Genomic DNA, 15858 nt, shown 5'->3' on the forward strand with positions numbered 1-15858 from the left:
GTCAATCGTTCTTCGGCCAGTTCGGGGGCAAGGTCTTGATATGCAGATCGCGTTGCGGGAACGGAATTGTAATGGCATGTTCCCTGAAAGCCTGGTCGATCGCAAAATTGATATCGCTGGTCACATCGTAGCGTCGTTCGATGCGTTTTATTCTGACTCTCAGTTCAAAGTTTAGCGAGCTATCGCCAAACTCCATAAACAGCGCTTTCGGTGGCGTCGCCCGGGTCGGGTCGGTGATTACTTCCGGGTGATCCCTGCCCGCGGTTTCCAGGATTTCCTTTACCAGTTTGGTGTCTGAGCCATAGGCGACACCCACCTTGATCCGCAGCCGGCCGTGCGGGTCGTGCAGCACCCAGTTGGTGACCTGACCAGAAACCAGTTCCGAATTGGGTACGAAGATATTCTGGTTATCCAGCGTTTCGATTTCCGTGGAGCGAATGCTTATGCGTTTGACGAAACCTTCGACTGTGCCCACGGTGACAAAATCGCCAACTTTCACAGGTCTTTCAAACAACAAAATCATGCCCGAAATAAAATTGTTGACTATGGACTGAAGGCCAAAACCGATACCGACCGACAACGCGGCGGCCATCCAGGCCAGGCCGGCGAGACTGACGCCGATCATTGCAAGACCGGTAATGCTCGCAATGGCGAATCCCGCATACCCGGCCAGGGTTACCATCGAATCCCGGGCGCCGCGATCCATCGTCATATGACGCACCCAGCGTCTTTGTATCAGGCCCTTGATCCAGCTGGTTACCAGTAGCAGTCCGGTAAATACAATAACGCCGGACAGGATATTGAGCGGCATTATACTGATTGCGCCAATCGTAAATCCCTGGGTAATGTAGGCGCCGGCTTTCGGCAAGATCGTACCCGAGTTGTCCCATATCCAGATGAGCAGTGCGGCAAAACCGAGCCAGACCGTAATATCTATCAGCAATTGATATGGGCCGAGGCGACTGGGTTTCTCAGCGGAACTGATCCCCAGGTAGGATCGCGTCCTGAAGGCAAGCGGACTGCTGCCGGTGGTAATTGCGTTTCTGGTCTGCTCGATCAGCCACAACAGCATCCAGATCGCGAAACCAGACATGGCGGTGAGAACGATTCCACGGGTCAGATAACCGGAAAAATTATGGTAGCCGAGAATTTCGACAAGAATAGCTACCAGGATAATCAGTAGAATGAGAAAACGCGTGAATCTGAATCGATTCATCAATCCCGGTATTTTTCTGGCGATCCACAATATCGCCAGCAGCGAAAACGCGAGCAACAAGGTGATCAAGGATCGTGACAGTGCGTCCTGGTCTTCCGGCAGGTCGACCAGCCAGCCTTGCCCCAATATCACAAAACTGATGACCAGCGCCAAAAGAAACCGGTGCAGGCGCCTGCGCACAGACTTGACCATGCCGGGGATAAGCCCTTCGACTTCCGCCGCCGGCGACAAAGGTCCGGTGCTCCATTCGATTATGACCCGGCCAAATCCGTAGGCAAGCACACCAATTGCCAGCCGGAAAGAAACGAGGTTCCACACCGGTTCGACTGCATCGATATTGATGACAATGGCGGCAATCAAGCCTGCCAATAGAATCGGCGCGTATTCAGCGAGCGGTCCGGGAACCAGGAATTTGAATTCCGGTGCGCGCTCATCGGCCCGGCCATTCTTGTACCAACGCCTGAATTTGAACCGCAGAGCGAGGCCAATTCCGCTGGCCAGACCGGCCAAAGCAATCAATATCCAGGTCGCAGCAAAGCTGCCATCAACGGATGCGGCTGGCTTTAGTGCCTTAATTATCTTCGCCGGCCACAGTTTGACCGTTTCAAGTTTTCCTTGGCCGTTATGCCACAGCGCGTCGCCCCGGCTCGTCACGCGTCGCCGCGACAAGCGTAAACGCTTTTGCTCGGCTATTGCGGTCAGGCCGTCAGATCGCGAAATAACCAGTTCGCAGTTCGATAATCGGGCCTCCACCAGGCTTTTTTCCGCCTGCAGCGCATTGCGTCTTTCCCAGATTTCAATATTCTCGTTTTCATTGAATACCGGGAGTATCCCCAGCTCGCTGTCCAGTCTGTCCACTTCCGGCCGAGTGTCGGCAACGCAGCGCTCGGCGCCTGCTCTTATGTGACTGACCAGTTCGAGAGCATTGCTAACGGTCAGTTCATCTGCATCGGGAGCATTGAACTGGAGCTGCATCGCCTCGATGTCTTCGATGGCGGCGCCGGGATTAAAGGCTTCTTCGTCCGTGGCCTGCTGGGCGAGCAGGGTGGTGCTGCCAAACAGCGCCAGCCAGGCGGTGGCGGTTAGCAGAGCACGATGGTGAATCCCTTTAGACATTGTCGCTTATTATAACCACAGCTTGGTCTGTAGCCTAAGGACGTGGTTCTCGAATTATTGTCTTGAATATTGAAGCGCAAAAAGGCGAGAATTCGCATCGGTATGTGCAGCAGTGAATCTCATCCCTCCCTCTCCGCATCGGATGGTGTGGCGGTTGAAGGGGAAACAGTTTGGAGAGGTGGCAGAGTGGTTGAATGCGGTGGTCTTGAAAACCATTAACGGTTTGTAGCCGTTCGGGGGTTCGCAGCCAAGCCTTGCGCAGCAAGGCGAGACGACGCCGGCTTCGCCGGCGCCCGCAGGGTGAACTCGCGCAGCGAGTGAATCTCATCCCTCCCTCTCCGCATCGGATGGTGCGGCGGTTGAGGGGAAACAGTTTGGAGAGGTGGCAGAGTGGTTGAATGCGGTGGTCTTGAAAACCATTAACGGTTTGTAGCCGTTCGGGGGTTCGAATCCCTCCCTCTCCGCCAATCTGCCTTTAATCCTTCCATTTACCCGCAATCACCAGGCAACGCTGCCAACAATCGTTTCAATCCGTCGTCGTTTTCCGCACAAACGGTAATGTGTCCCAGCTTGCGTCCAGGCTGCGGCTGCTTGCTGTAAAGATGCAAATGGGCGCCTGGAATGGCCAGCACGGCAGCGATGTCCGGCAACTCCCCAATCAGATTTACCAACGCCGAGCGTGCCGTTGGTGCGGTGCTGCCCAGGGGCAGATCAAGAATCGCCCGCAGATGATTCTCGAATTGGCTGGTCACGGTTCCTTCGATCGTCCAGTGGCCCGAGTTGTGGACGCGCGGCGCCATCTCGTTGACCAGGAGCCGCCCGTCGAGCTCAAAAAACTCGATTGCCAGGACACCTACATAGTCCAGGTGTTCGAGCAGGCGTGTTGCGTAATCTTCGGCCAACTCTTGCATGGGGTCGTCTTGCAGGCTGGTGGAAAGCCGCAAAATACCGGCCTCGTGTCGATTCTCCGTCAGTGGATAGAAGGCCATTTCTCCCGACACGCTCCTGACCGCAATAATGGAGATTTCCCGGGAAAAGAGGACGAATTCTTCCAGGATGGCCGCTACGCCGTTGAGGCCTTCCCAGACAGCGCGCAGTTCAGCAGGATCGCGCAACAGCTGCTGACCCTTGCCATCATAACCGAGTGTCCGGGTCTTGAGGATTGCGGGCAGGCCCGTTTTCGCCACGGCCTGTTGCAGATCATCCAGGCTATCCACGGGAATGAAGATCGCTGTATCGATACCCAACTCGTTGAACAGGGTTTTCTCATTCAGACGATCTCTGGCGGTAGCCAGCGCCAGTGGCGGAGGATAGACAGGCAATTTCCCGTTCAGATATTCCACGCTGCCGGCAGGCACGTTTTCAAACTCGTAGGTGATCGTGTCTGCCTTTTCGGCCAGGCGTTTCAATGCGGCTTTATCGTCGAAGGCGGCACACAAATGTTCGCCCATTGGCGTCGCGCAGGCATCAGCCGAGGGGCAAAGAAAAACAAACTCCAGCCCCAGCGGGTAACCCGCCAGCGCCAGCATGCGGGCAAGCTGCCCGCCGCCAAGTATTCCGATCTTCATTCACTGTCCCGCGGGTCAGGATGGTTCAGAACCCGTTCCGTCTGGCGCGCGCGATACGCTTTCAAAGCTGTGCGGATCTCTGCATGTTTGTTCCCCAGGATTGCCGCTGCCAGGAGCGCCGCATTGATAGCACCGGCGCGGCCTATGGATAAAGCGCCCACGGGTACACCGGCGGGCATCTGGGCGATAGACAGCAACGAGTCCATCCCGTTGAGAGCCTTTGACCGCACCGGCACGCCGAGCACCGGCAAAACGGTCTTCGCAGCGGTCATGCCCGGCAGGTGAGCCGCGCCACCGGCGCCGGCGATAATAATTTCGATGCCGCGTTCCTCTGCCGTTTCGGCATAGCGGAACAGTTTGTCGGGAGTGCGGTGGGCTGAAACCACCTCGGTCTCGAAGGGCACCATCAGCTCTTCCAGCGTTTCCGTGGTGTGGCGCATCGTCTCCCAGTCGGAAGCAGAACCCATGATGATGCCGACCAGTGGTTGCATTGGCATGTTGATTTCTCCCATCGTTGTCAGAATTTTTCCGGACGCACAACCGACACGTCGTTCAGAAACAAAATCATGGCGTAGTCGCTGTAAAAGTTTTCTCCAAGGCGTAGCCATGGGCGCCCATGCGGGCGAAATCTTCGACCAGGTTATGCTCCGTCGCGGTTTCCGTGCTGATCGTGTGCAGTTTACGGGTGTCAGTATGCATAATGTCGTCCCCCGAGGCGATGGATCAGGTTGGCAAGAAAGACGCCGCCACATGCTCCATCTCTATACAACGGCAGCCTCGCTCCCGGCCGGGGTGGAGGGCGGATTCTCCACCAGAACATACTGGCAGCGCAAGGCGTCCTGAACTTAAATCGACTATATTTATCTCACCTAGCAAGCAACCTTTCCGATCATTTTACCCGGTGAATTCCAATGGCCGCTAAATTTTCAAAACCGCTACTCCTGGGCGCACTCCTTGCGTTTACTCTTGCCGCCAATGCCCAGGACCTGGCCGACCTGGCCAATCAAAGCTATCAGGCCAAGGAGTGGCAGGCAGCGGTCGATGCCTATGAGACTTTAATCCTGGACGCCCAATCCAATGGCCAATATCTGTACAGGCTGGGAGTTTCGCGCAGACACCTCGGGCAGTTTCAAGCCGCGGTGAATGCCTTGGAAAAAGCGAGACAGGCGGGTATTCCCGGTAGGTTTGTGGACCTCGAAATGGCCAGGTTGTTTACCGAGCGGAAGGATCTGGTAATGGCGGTGGAGAAACTGCAGCTGGCCGGCGAACAGGGCTTTGGCAATGTTCTGCAGATCGAGCAGGACCCGGAGTTGGCAGCGCTGGTTGGCAGTGACGGTTTCGATGAGGCCATGCAGGTGATCAAGAAAAATTCCGCGCCCTGCGAGTACGTGGCAAGGGCCAGGGATTTCGATTTCTGGATTGGCGAGTGGGAAGTCTATGACCGGGACCGAACCGTCAAGTACGGCGAAAACACGATCACCCGCAAGGACCGCGGTTGTTACTTGTATGAGCAATGGGTTAGCGCGGCAGGCAACCCGGGCAGCAGCATGAATTACTATGACCCGGGACAGCAGCGCTGGCGGCAACACTGGGTAGGCGCAGGCGGCAGTATCATCGATATTTATGGCGGCCTGGTGGATGGCAGCATGGTACTGAAGGGGCGTATTTACAGCGTCAACCCACCATCGGATTCAGCTTTCAGGGGAACCTGGACGCCACTGGCGGATGGCCGGGTCCGCCAGTTCCTCGAACAATCCAAAGACAACGGCAAAACCTGGGTTCCATGGTTCGATGGCTATTACCAGCGCAAGCCCGAAAGCCGGTGACATCGGTGCTGTGAGGCTGCCATAATCGATATGGACTCCACTTAGGGATGTAAACGCAGACCATGACCCCCCGGTACAGAATCTCATATCGCAAACCCGGCCCGGTTGCCCAGCTCGTCAGTTTTATCACCGGTATTTTGGCGCTGGGTCTTGCGGCTTTTCTGGGGATTTTCATCTTGGTGGTGCTGGTCGGTCTGATCGTTATCGGATCGGCGGTATTTGCCATGCGCCTGTGGTGGATCAAGCGGAAAATAGAACAGGCGGTGAGGGACGGACGATCGCCTGGCGATGTCGTGCATGCCGAGTATATGGTGATCGAGGAACGGAAAACCGATTGGCCGGAGGTGTGAATTCGGCAGACGGCCAGGCCCACAGAGGGAAAAAGATTGAAAAAAATACACAGGACATTGCGCCGCCGGCCGTTGTTTACGCCACTGATCATGCCGGTTATGGGATTCGTCCTGATGGCGCTGGCGATCGCCTGGTTTTTCGATTCGCGGGCGACGACGGCCGTATTCATAGTGCGCCACGCCGAAAAAGCATCGATGCCCGTCGATGACCCTGGGCTGAGTGATCTCGGCAGGGAGAGGGCGGAGGAGCTGGCCCGTGTCATGGCAATGTCGAACGTCAACAACGGCCCGGATCATATCTTCGTTTCCCAGTTTCGGCGCTCGTTGGGAACCGTTGAACCGCTGATTCGAGATACCGGTCTGCCGGTCAGCGAATACCGGGCGGAAGACTCGGCCGCGCTGGTCGATGAACTGCTGGACAATTACCGCGGCCAGACGGTTCTCATCGTCGCGCACAGCAATACCGTGGCCGAGATCATCGAGCTTTTGGGTGGCAAGGTGCCGGCGCAGGAAATGACCGAGCAAGACTATGATGATTTGTACGTGGTTGGTATTCCGCGTTTTGGGCGGCGGCAAACCCTGCGCTTCAAATACGGTCCAGTAAATAACTCGAATAACCCGATAGAACAATAGCTTACATAACTATATTAAAGTTAAGTATTAACTAAAGGGATTTTCCAGCAGCTGTCCATCGGCGGACAACGCCGGATACATCAGCTTCTTTTCCCGGCAGCGGCGCGCGATATCCGGATAGGCCCATTCAAAAAGAGTTTGCTGCCAGGTTTTTGGATCGAGGCGGCTGTTGTCATACATGCCGGCAGCTTTGCGCTGCTTCATGGCCTCGTACAAGATCAATGCGGTGGCCACCGAAACGTTCAACGACTTTGTATGTCCTTGCATCGGAATCTTCAGGTGGGCATCGGCGAGGCGAGCGGCTTCGGCACTGACGCCAATCAGCTCCGAGCCTAACAACAGAGCGGTTGGCACAGTGTAGTCGATTTCCCGAAAGTCCCTGGCCTGAGCGGACAGGTGCGCCGCGAGCACCTGGAAACCGTCATTTTTCAGGCAGCCGATGGCGCTGCCTATATCGGGATGCATCACGATCGATACCCATTTGCGTGATCCTGCGGAAGTCAGGTGATGCCGAGGCAAATTGGGTGAATTTGACACGACATGGGCCTGGAAAACGCCTACCGCATCGCAACTGCGAATAATTGCCGCCAGGTTATGCGACTTGTGCACGTTCTCCGACAATATCGTCAGATCCGGTTGCCGGCGCGCCAGCACACTTTTTAGCGTTTGGAATCGATCAGGAGTCATGCTTCAAGAAGGCGGCTGCCCACTCATCATGCCTGCAAAGCGATGGCCTGCCGTATGAAATCTTCGTGTTGCCCGATGCGCAGGTCTGCCAGAACCGCATCGCGAATAATGCCGTCCTGGTCTATCAAGAAAGTGGCGCGGCGAACGCCGAAACCCAGCGGGCCGTTGACGCCATAATCCACAATCACTTCCTTTTCAACATCGGACAACAGCAGGAATGGCAGGTGATACTTATCGGCGAAGCGTTGGTGACTTTCCTTTCCCTGAGGGCTGATGCCCGCAACCTGAAGCCCTGCGGCAACAAGTTCGTCATGCAGATCGCGAATGGTGCATGCCTCCTTGGTGCAACCAGGCGTAAAATCCGCTGGATAGAAATACAGAACCACCGGGCCGTTTTCCAGCAACCCCTGTAAGGACACGGGCTTGCCAGTCTGGTCGGGAAGCGTGAATGGTGGCGCTCGTTCGCTAATTTCCAGCATATTGCCTATTCTAGTCCGCTCGTACCGACATGCAATACTTGGCCTTTCCGGCCATCACCGCCGGTGATAGAATGCGCCGCCTGATGGGGCCGTAGCTCAGCTGGGAGAGCGCTGCGTTCGCAATGCAGAGGTCGGCGGTTCGATCCCGCTCGGCTCCACCAGTTTTGATAAAATCCGGGATAGCCCGGATTTTTTTTGCTTGCATGCAGCCTGCATTGGATATGATTGGCAGACGAGGGGAGCGTCCACAGCGCGCAGCGCTGCTGCCGCAGAACCTGATAAAATTTACCGGAAGCAAGACTGTTCGCCCCGGTAGCTCAGTTGGATAGAGCGTCCGCCTCCTAAGCGGAAGGTCCCAGGTTCGAATCCTGGTCGGGGCACCATAACCGTCTGTTTTTATTTTATTTTTTGCTCAGCATTCAGCCGCGTCACCGGCGGAACAATATCAGTTCCCGAATCGAAGCCGGATGCTCAGCTGAAACTGCTTTTCGGTCCGTGTTGTATCGAGGCCATAGTATTGCCAGCTGAAACGGTCTGTTTTGATGCTCAATGACTCGGCGCCAATGGACACCTTATCGGAGTATTCGTAGAAATAAGCTAGCGTCCAGGCATCGCCGTCCTCGGAATTATCGTCCTGCAGCGTCTGATCGTTGTCCGTGACTGCAAACTTGTCGTACCGTAATGAAAATCGATGGCGATTATAGGCCCGGGTTAACATCAGGTACATACTGTCGAAATCAGCGTCGAGATCGCCGATACCATTCTCAACGGAACCCATTACTGTTGAGCCCGTCATCCACTGAAACAACAATTCCCAGTCACCCGGCAAAACAGCATGGGCAGCAATATGTTGAAACTTCGTCGCCCATGCGTACTGTCCACCTTCATCCGCCGTCGGATCGGCACGATTGTCATAATGCATTGCGCGAATCAGTAATTGCTGATTGAAACTCCATTCAACGTTGACGTAATAGCCGGCTCGGTTGTCGATTTCGAGGAACGGCGCTACGTAAGGGTCCTGGTCGTCAAATAAGCTGTCGGGCTGAATCACTGGCAATGGCGGCAACGGCAGCTTATCGCCAAAACGGCTTTGGCGATCATGCACCGACCAGCCTTTCCAGGCCAGCAACGAGCCCGTCGGATCGTTACCGTAAAAAATCGCTCCTTGCAGCCTGATGGTGTGGGCGCCGCCAAACATCGCGGGCCTACGAGATACGGACAATTCTGCACCGACCGTGCGAAGTTCCTCTGCAACCCAGGTGTTAATTGCCGAATAACTCATCGAATATGGGCTGGTCCATCCGGCCGTTATATTCTCGAGCGATATGCGAGGGTAAAACAAACCGAGTTTCAAGCGATAACGGTTTTCGGACTGAGGTACCGGTCGCCACTCGACATAGGCCTCGGTAAAATCGACTGTTGACCCTATATCATCATCATAGCCTTCGAGTACGGTGTGTGCCTTGAACGTATCCGCGAGCTGAATTTCGAAGTCCGCAAACGCCCGGCTAATCATCAGACCATCATTACTATCGTCGTAGCGCAACTTGCCGACGAATCCCTCCGTCCAGGAGGTATAACCGGATGAATTGATAAAACTGATGTCAATGCCCGCACGCAATTTGTACGGGTCCGGCGCCTCCGCCGCGTTGATCGCTTGCACGGCGAAAACCAAAAAGATCGCCGCAATCAGTATCAGTACTCTGACCATGGCGTGCTTCTCGATTGTCTGTCATGCGGCGGATTGAGTTTCTTCACCAAGTGAAATGTGACTTCGGGTTCCGGGCTACCTGGCGTGACCACTGTTTTGGACAGGGCCTCATCTCTATCGCGAATGCGGGGGCTCCAGATATTGATTTCGTAATCTTGCGGGTTGTCCAACGACAAAGATGCCTTGCCGTTCTCGTCTGTCTTGGCTACCGCTACGCTATCAACGACCAATATGTACCCGAGCATATGGTCGTGAATATTGCATCCGAGCGTAACTATTCCGCTGTGTTCGAACGTGACCGGGGGGTGTTGCTCGCCGTGGTACATCGGTAACAAGAATTTGTTGGGGTGTGAAAAAGAATAGACGTGATGAGCGACCGTGTCGCTGTTCGGGAATTCTACGGCTGTCCCTGTTTGTACAACAAGCACGTGCGGCACGAACTGCTTGTCTATCTGGTCCATGACGGTGTTGGCGGTGGGGGCTGGCAAATCGTTTTGTCCGTCCAGCCTCATCGCATACACCGCAACATCAGCGACAGGCCGCCCCTCCCTGTCAATAACGAAAATGTTGACGTCGCTACCGAATGAAGAGGTTGCGATAAACATCAAAACGAATAACCCGATCATTCGAACTGGATTTCGTCTGATCTGATCGTCTGACCGAAGTTCTGTAAGTCGCGAAAACGCCATGTCCGTTCCAAGCGATTCCTACCCATCGCCGAGTATACGGTCGAACCGGGCAAGCTAACCGTGACCCACCGCACATTCTATTTAACAAAATCCACTTAATATCTCTAAGCGGTTGATATTTGACGACTATGCACGGTAATGGGACCGCGCAGAGGGCTCGTCACGACGGTGCTGGCGATGGATGCTCTTGCACTCGTCTGAGAAAACGGAATACGCGCCGAATGAAGATTCGTACCAGCTTCCGCGGAAAATTATTGCTGCTGACAATCCTGCCGTTGGCGGTTGCGCAGATCGTGACCCTTTTCAACGTAATACAGGTCGTGGAAGAGGACGTCGAGCGCCGCGCCCGTGAGTCGCTCATCATTGGTGGTGCGGTTGTTAATGAATTCCTGAGAGGCCGGGGCGAGCAGATAGAGGCGAGTGTCAAGGTCTTGGCCGCTGACTTCGGTCTCAAAGAAGCTGCCGCGACCGGGCACGCGGCAACTATTCAATCGGCCCTTAGCAATCATAGTCGGCGTATCGGGGCGGACATCGCCTTGTTGCTGGATCTCGATGGTACCAGTATCGCGAGCTCCAGTGGCATGACGCATGTTACTCGGAGTGACTTGTTGCGCCTCATTGAAAACGCACGCGAAAAATCCTCCGCGCAATCAACCGCAATATTCGATGGCGATACCTACCACACGTTCACAATGCCGGTCCGGGCACCTGTTGCTATGGCCTGGGTGGTGTTAGGTTTTCGAATCGACACGCAACTCACGCAACGCATACGAGCATTGACCGGCCTTGAGGTCTCAATCGTATCAACGTCGAGTGGCGACGCCCGTACAATTGCGACGACCAGACACGCAGGCAGCACCACAAAATCCGAACCGGACTTTGTTGATCAGGGCACACCGCTGGACTCTATTTATATGGTCGACGAAGCGGGCCATGCCCGGTTGACGCTCAGTACGGCATTCGTCCGGACCAACAATGATGTGATCGTCGTACTCCAGCGCTCGCTGCAGGAGGCGATGACGCCGTACATCGAGGCCCGCAGCGGCCTGTTGGTTTTTGCCTTCGTCCTGTTGTTTGTCGTCTCAGTCGCGGTCGGCTGGGTTTCCGGAACTATTGCAAGACCGTTGCGGGCACTCACCGACGCAGCGCAGAAAATAATCTCGGGTGATTACGACATAAAACTCAATGTTTACACGGATGATGAGTTCGGCGAACTGGCAACGAGCTTTAACGAAATGCGGACGGCAATCGCGGAGCGTGAAAAACGCATATCCCACCAGGCGCTCCATGACCCGTTGACTGGTCTGCCCAACCGGACAAAGGTGCTGCAAAGCCTGACCGGGGCAATCGAGCAAGCACGAAGCGCCAACACCAATATCACAGTGCTTGCGATCAGGCTGTCACGCATGAATGAAATCTCATCGACCCTGGGCCACCGCGCGAGCGACGAGATTATTGCACTCGCCGCAAAACACCTGCACGTAAACCTTGACCCTGGAGACACCCTCGGTCACGTGGGAACCAACGAGTTCATTCTGATCCTGCCTGATAACGGTATAGACGATGCAATGATTTACGCGGACCGGATCGAAAACATTCTTGGCGCCGGCGTTAAGCTTGGTCGCTTAAATATTGCGCTGCAGACAGAGATCGGCATCTCCGGATTCCCGGATCACGGCAACAGCGCTGCAAACCTTCTACGTTATGCCTCGATAGCGAGAAACGAGGCCCAGCTTGGCCACGAGCGTGTGATGATTTATAAGGCGGGCCGCGAGGACCATTTCGTACGACAACTTCGAATCGTCAACGACCTTCGCGCCGCCCTGGAACACGATGAAATTCGCGTTCATTTCCAGCCGAAGATTTCGCTCCCGGATGGCGCAGTTTGCGGCGCGGAGGCGCTCGTGCGCTGGGAACATGCAGAACTCGGCTCGCTGAGCCCGGACGATTTCATCCCTGCGGCAGAGGAATCCGGCACTATTGTGCATCTCACGAGGTTCGTTCTGGCCACCGCAGTCAAACGGTGTCGTGAATGGCAGAATGCGGGACATTCGCTTCAGGTTTCGGTAAACATATCCTCCCGGGACCTCCGGGACGAGTACCTGCCTTACTACATCCTGCAATTGCTAAAAGAACAAGACATTGCGGCGAACCGATTGACGCTCGAGATCACAGAGAACAGTATTATGCAGAACCTTTCTCATGCAATTTCGGTTCTCGAGTGTCTTCGCGACGTCGGTGTCCGGATTTCAATGGATGATTTCGGCACAGGTTATTCATCGCTCGCACAAATCAAAAATATGCCGCTGCATGAGCTGAAGATCGACAAATCATTCGTTATGACTTTGATGAGCGATGAACAAAGCAGGGCAATCGTTCGAACGACGATCGAGCTTGCACACAACATGAACCTCAAAGTTGTCGCAGAGGGCGTCGAAGACGAACAGACGCTGCGACAAATAAGCGACATGGGTTGCGAGGAGGCACAGGGTTATTTTGTGAGTAAGCCCGTGTCAGCCGATGGATTGCTGGACTGGCTGAAAAACCGGAAAGAAATATCCTACGGCACGCGCCGCAGGGCAAAGCGGGCGTTTGCGAAAAAAGCTTAAGTATCCAAGCCTGTCACGAGTCGGATTTGCAGGCTTCTGTCATTATGTCGCTGCGGAAGAAGCACACTACTCCGTCGGGGTCTCAAGGTACCCTTTGTCAACTCTTGACCCGCCGGACAAACCAGCTTACCAGTAAGATAAAACCGATCAAGCCACCGATCTGGACCATCCAGTCGGGACCCAGCCAGCCGGTGCCGAAGCCATCGGGTTTTTTGCTTTGTACGAACGCTACACCGGCAATCGCGACGCCGAGCAGTCCTTCGCCACCGACAAAACCCGAACCCAGCAATACGCCACGGTCGCGGCGTTCGATTTCCTGTTCCTTGTTCTTCGCGCGACGGGCGAAAAACCAGCGGATGGCGCCGCCGAGAAACACCGGTGTCATCGTCGCAACCGGCAAATAAACGCCGACGGCAAACGGTAAGGAGGGGATTTTGAAAAGTTCGCAGCTAATGGCGATCAGACCACCGATCGCGACCAGACCCCACGGCAGCGATTGATCGAGAACGCCGTCGATGACCAGTTTCATCAGGGTCGCCTGTGGCGCCGGCAGCTCCTGGCCGCCAAAACCAAAGGTCTCGGCCAGCAGCAACACGGAAAGGCACACGAAGGTAGCGGAGGTTAGAACGCCGACCAGTTCGCCGATCTGCTGGCGCCTTGGCGTCGCTCCCAGCAAAAAACCGGTCTTCAGATCCTGGGAGGTGTCGCCGGCAATAGACGCCGCAATCGCAACCACGCAACCGACCGTCAATGCGGCGGCCTTGCCGGTCATATCGGTCCAGCCCATGACCAGGAATACGCCCGCCGTCCCCAGCAAAGAGGCGATCGTCATCCCGCTGGTCGGGTTTGAGGTCACGCCGACCAGGCCGACGATGCGCGAGGCGACGGTGACGAAAAAGAACGAGAAAATGACCACCAGGATTGCGGCCATAACCCGTTGCAGCGTGCTTTCCAGGGCGCCAAACGGTGCCGGTACCAGCGCGAGGACCGTGACGACCAGCAATATGCCGATACCCACAACTTTTAGCGGCAGGTCATGCGAGGTTCTTGGCGTAGTTGCCTGCATGGAAGAGCCGGGGACCGCGCGCTCGGATAGTTGGCTGGCGGCGATGCGGAAGCTTTGCAGCATGACCGGCACACTCCTTGCCAGCGTGATAATGCCCGCGGTGGCAACCGCACCCGCGCCTATGTAGCGGACATAGCGCGTCCAGATCAGGGACGGAGACATGTCGCGAATCAGCAACTCGGTCTCGGGGAAAAATGGAATCGTCCGTGCATCTCCCCAGATCGCAATCGCCGGGATAATGAGCAGTGCTGACAACAGCCCGCCACCGACCATGATGGTTGCGATGCGTGGGCCAAGAATATAGCCGACCCCAAACAGGGCGGCTGACAGATCCATACCGATGGCGCCTTTTTTCAGAAAGGGGATATTGGTGTGGAACTCTGCCGGCAGAACCTTGGCCCATGAGGTCAACGCCTTGAAAGCGGCGCCAATACCCAGGCCCCAGAAAACCTGGCGCGCATGGCTGCCGCCGACTTCGCTGGCGACCAGGACATGGGCGCAGGCGGTGCCTTCGGGGTAGGGCAGGTGACCGTGCTCGCGTTCGATCAGGAAACGCCTGAGCGGAATCATGAACAGAACGCCGATCAGGCCACCCGCCATCGCCAGCAAAGTCATCTGCAACAGGCCTGGCGCGACGTCCCAGAGGAACAGCGCTGGCAAGGTAAAAATGACGCCGCTGGCCACCGAACTCGAAGCCGAGCCGATGGTTTGCGACATATTGGCTTCCAGGATATGAGACTGAACACCAAAACCTTTGAGTGCCTGGAACGCGGCGACCGTCATCACGGCAACCGGTATCGATGTGGAAATGGTCAGACCGGCACGCAGGCCGAGGTAGGCGTTGGCGGCGCCAAAAATCACCCCAAACAGAATACCGAACAGCACCGCTTTCGTCGTGAATTCCGCCGGCGATTCCGCGGCTGAAACATAGGGTTGATAGATTTCACCGTCTTGCAACGGTCGGTGTGCTGCGTCCGGCAAACCTGGATGCTTGCTCAATCGCGTCTCCGGGGTACGGGAAGAAGCGCCGAGACTAACCTAATTGGCTGCGGACTCCCAGACCAGATAGCGCCTCTTTGCTGATAGGTATAAAAAAAGCCCCTCGCCAGAGGGGCTTTACTGTTTTGCTTTTTTTCGGCAGTGGAATTACTCCACATAAAACCTGCCGCCAATCCCGAACGTCGTAACGTCATTGCTGAAACTGATACCACCGGTAACCGCAAAGCTGTCGTTGAAGGAATACACGCCGCCGACATTAAAAGCGGTATCGTCAGCACCCCCGCCCAGATCGACATAAGTAATCCCACCATTGAGCTCGAACTCGTTGCTCACCATGCTGCGCAATGAGACATCCAGGGCATAACCGTCTTCACGATTACTGCCAAAAAACCCCAAGTCTATTTCCGCACTGACATATGCGATACTCACATTGACATCGGTGGTGTCTGAAATGGCGCTCTTATAGCCGATACCGACGTCGAAACTGTTGAGGTCCACGCCAGCATCGCCGATGCTTGAATAACCGGCAAACATGAAAATATTTTCGCCAACTTCGGCCGAACCGCTAATACCAAAGCCATCAGCATCTCCGCCACCATCAAAGTCTGCATTGATATAGCCTCCTTCGATATAGGTGTAATCTGGCGAATCCGCCAAAACCGCGGTCGGAGCTAGCGCCAGCACCACGATCGCGCCATATCCAATCATTGCCTTGATAATTTTCATAACTCGTCATCCTTTTCGCTTTTTGCGAATGTAATAATCGTCCTTGTGAAACCTGAGCCCAAATATATGTTACAATTACCAAATAGGTATATTCTATATCAAAGTCTCTGGTTCGCGATACTTTCGATTCCGGAGCTTGTCTAAAGTTCGGAAACCGGCGCAGCCTAATTGGCTGCGCCTGAA

The 15858-nt window shown here is 55.3% G+C and carries 13 protein-coding genes, 3 tRNA genes and 1 pseudogene; 7 read left to right on the forward strand and 10 right to left on the reverse strand.

What is annotated here, in order from left to right:
* Position 1: 1 nt before the first annotated feature.
* On the reverse strand, positions 2-2332 hold the full coding sequence (locus IIA05_05400; GenBank protein ID MCH9026540.1) for a mechanosensitive ion channel family protein: 2331 nt from the start codon (positions 2330-2332) through the stop codon (positions 2-4).
* 376 nt (positions 2333-2708) lie between these two features.
* Here IIA05_05400 and IIA05_05405 point away from each other — a divergent pair.
* Positions 2709-2799, forward strand: a tRNA-Ser gene (locus IIA05_05405).
* 21 nt (positions 2800-2820) lie between these two features.
* Here the strand turns inward: IIA05_05405 and IIA05_05410 are convergent.
* The 3 genes and pseudogenes from IIA05_05410 to IIA05_05420 all read right to left on the reverse strand — a co-directional run bounded on the left by IIA05_05410 (position 2821) and on the right by IIA05_05420 (position 4599).
* On the reverse strand, positions 2821-3900 hold the full coding sequence (locus IIA05_05410; GenBank protein ID MCH9026541.1) for a 5-(carboxyamino)imidazole ribonucleotide synthase: 1080 nt from the start codon (positions 3898-3900) through the stop codon (positions 2821-2823).
* Complete coding sequence (gene purE / locus IIA05_05415; protein MCH9026542.1) at positions 3897-4391, reverse strand: 5-(carboxyamino)imidazole ribonucleotide mutase; 495 nt, start codon at positions 4389-4391, stop codon at positions 3897-3899. Before purE ends, IIA05_05410 begins: the two co-directional genes overlap by 4 nt.
* Before the next feature lie 26 nt (positions 4392-4417).
* A pseudogene (locus IIA05_05420) lies at positions 4418-4599 on the reverse strand (hypothetical protein).
* 212 nt (positions 4600-4811) lie between these two features.
* Here IIA05_05420 and IIA05_05425 point away from each other — a divergent pair.
* The 3 genes from IIA05_05425 (at position 4812) to IIA05_05435 (ending at position 6709) form a co-directional block, all read left to right on the forward strand.
* Positions 4812-5726 carry a hypothetical protein gene (locus tag IIA05_05425; protein ID MCH9026543.1) on the forward strand — a complete coding sequence of 305 codons (915 nt, stop codon included), beginning with the start codon at positions 4812-4814 and terminating at the stop codon, positions 5724-5726.
* Positions 5727-5788: 62 nt separating this feature from the next.
* A complete protein-coding gene (locus IIA05_05430) occupies positions 5789-6076 on the forward strand; it encodes a hypothetical protein (protein ID MCH9026544.1) in 288 nt (95 codons plus the stop codon).
* Positions 6077-6112: 36 nt separating this feature from the next.
* Entirely contained in the window at positions 6113-6709 is a 597-nt protein-coding gene (locus tag IIA05_05435) for a histidine phosphatase family protein (protein MCH9026545.1), read from the forward strand.
* 27 nt (positions 6710-6736) lie between these two features.
* On the opposite strand, the gene trmH is transcribed toward IIA05_05435, so the two are convergent.
* The gene (gene trmH / locus IIA05_05440) at positions 6737-7396 is read right to left on the reverse strand and encodes a tRNA (guanosine(18)-2'-O)-methyltransferase TrmH (protein ID MCH9026546.1); all 660 of its coding nucleotides are present in this window, start codon (positions 7394-7396) and stop codon (positions 6737-6739) included.
* Between the two features lie 26 nt (positions 7397-7422).
* Positions 7423-7875: a peroxiredoxin gene (locus IIA05_05445; GenBank protein MCH9026547.1), complete on the reverse strand. Its 453-nt coding sequence runs from the start codon at positions 7873-7875 to the stop codon at positions 7423-7425.
* 85 nt (positions 7876-7960) lie between these two features.
* On the opposite strand from IIA05_05445, the gene IIA05_05450 reads away from it, so the two are divergent.
* Positions 7961-8036, forward strand: a tRNA-Ala gene (locus IIA05_05450).
* 145 nt (positions 8037-8181) lie between these two features.
* Positions 8182-8258: transfer RNA gene (locus tag IIA05_05455), tRNA-Arg, on the forward strand.
* Positions 8259-8320: 62 nt separating this feature from the next.
* On the opposite strand, the gene IIA05_05460 is transcribed toward IIA05_05455, so the two are convergent.
* Both IIA05_05460 and IIA05_05465 read right to left on the reverse strand, forming a co-directional pair.
* Positions 8321-9586: a hypothetical protein gene (locus IIA05_05460; protein ID MCH9026548.1), complete on the reverse strand. Its 1266-nt coding sequence runs from the start codon at positions 9584-9586 to the stop codon at positions 8321-8323.
* Positions 9571-10212: a methylamine utilization protein gene (locus IIA05_05465; protein ID MCH9026549.1), complete on the reverse strand. Its 642-nt coding sequence runs from the start codon at positions 10210-10212 to the stop codon at positions 9571-9573. The genes IIA05_05460 and IIA05_05465 overlap by 16 nt, the downstream gene beginning before the upstream one ends.
* A 284-nt stretch (positions 10213-10496) precedes the next feature.
* Between IIA05_05465 and IIA05_05470 the strand changes: the two genes are divergently transcribed.
* Positions 10497-12884 carry an EAL domain-containing protein gene (locus IIA05_05470; GenBank protein ID MCH9026550.1) on the forward strand — a complete coding sequence of 796 codons (2388 nt, stop codon included), beginning with the start codon at positions 10497-10499 and terminating at the stop codon, positions 12882-12884.
* 97 nt (positions 12885-12981) lie between these two features.
* On the opposite strand, the gene IIA05_05475 is transcribed toward IIA05_05470, so the two are convergent.
* Positions 12982-14949 carry an oligopeptide transporter, OPT family gene (locus tag IIA05_05475; protein ID MCH9026551.1) on the reverse strand — a complete coding sequence of 656 codons (1968 nt, stop codon included), beginning with the start codon at positions 14947-14949 and terminating at the stop codon, positions 12982-12984.
* A 147-nt stretch (positions 14950-15096) separates the two neighbouring features.
* Positions 15097-15675, reverse strand: coding sequence for an outer membrane beta-barrel protein (locus IIA05_05480; GenBank protein ID MCH9026552.1), 579 nt, complete (start codon positions 15673-15675; stop codon positions 15097-15099).
* Between the last annotated feature and the right edge of the window lie 183 nt (positions 15676-15858).

It is taken from the genome of Pseudomonadota bacterium (assembly GCA_022572885.1).
In the GTDB taxonomy this organism is placed as follows: domain Bacteria; phylum Pseudomonadota; class Gammaproteobacteria; order Steroidobacterales; family MnTg04; genus MnTg04.

Bases quoted from the DNA above. Each gene is read 5' to 3' on its own strand.
- IIA05_05400 (MCH9026540.1), bottom strand. From the start codon at position 2,332: ATGTCTAAAGGGATTCACCATCGTGCTCTGCTAACCGCCACCGCCTGG.
- IIA05_05410 (MCH9026541.1), bottom strand. From the start codon at position 3,900: ATGAAGATCGGAATACTTGGCGGCGGGCAGCTTGCCCGCATGCTGGCG.
- purE (MCH9026542.1), bottom strand. From the start codon at position 4,391: ATGCAACCACTGGTCGGCATCATCATGGGTTCTGCTTCCGACTGGGAG.
- IIA05_05425 (MCH9026543.1), top strand. From the start codon at position 4,812: ATGGCCGCTAAATTTTCAAAACCGCTACTCCTGGGCGCACTCCTTGCG.
- IIA05_05430 (MCH9026544.1), top strand. From the start codon at position 5,789: ATGACCCCCCGGTACAGAATCTCATATCGCAAACCCGGCCCGGTTGCC.
- trmH (MCH9026546.1), bottom strand. From the start codon at position 7,396: ATGACTCCTGATCGATTCCAAACGCTAAAAAGTGTGCTGGCGCGCCGG.
- IIA05_05445 (MCH9026547.1), bottom strand. From the start codon at position 7,875: ATGCTGGAAATTAGCGAACGAGCGCCACCATTCACGCTTCCCGACCAG.
- IIA05_05460 (MCH9026548.1), bottom strand. From the start codon at position 9,586: ATGGTCAGAGTACTGATACTGATTGCGGCGATCTTTTTGGTTTTCGCC.
- IIA05_05465 (MCH9026549.1), bottom strand. From the start codon at position 10,212: ATGATCGGGTTATTCGTTTTGATGTTTATCGCAACCTCTTCATTCGGT.
- IIA05_05470 (MCH9026550.1), top strand. From the start codon at position 10,497: ATGAAGATTCGTACCAGCTTCCGCGGAAAATTATTGCTGCTGACAATC.
- IIA05_05480 (MCH9026552.1), bottom strand. From the start codon at position 15,675: ATGAAAATTATCAAGGCAATGATTGGATATGGCGCGATCGTGGTGCTG.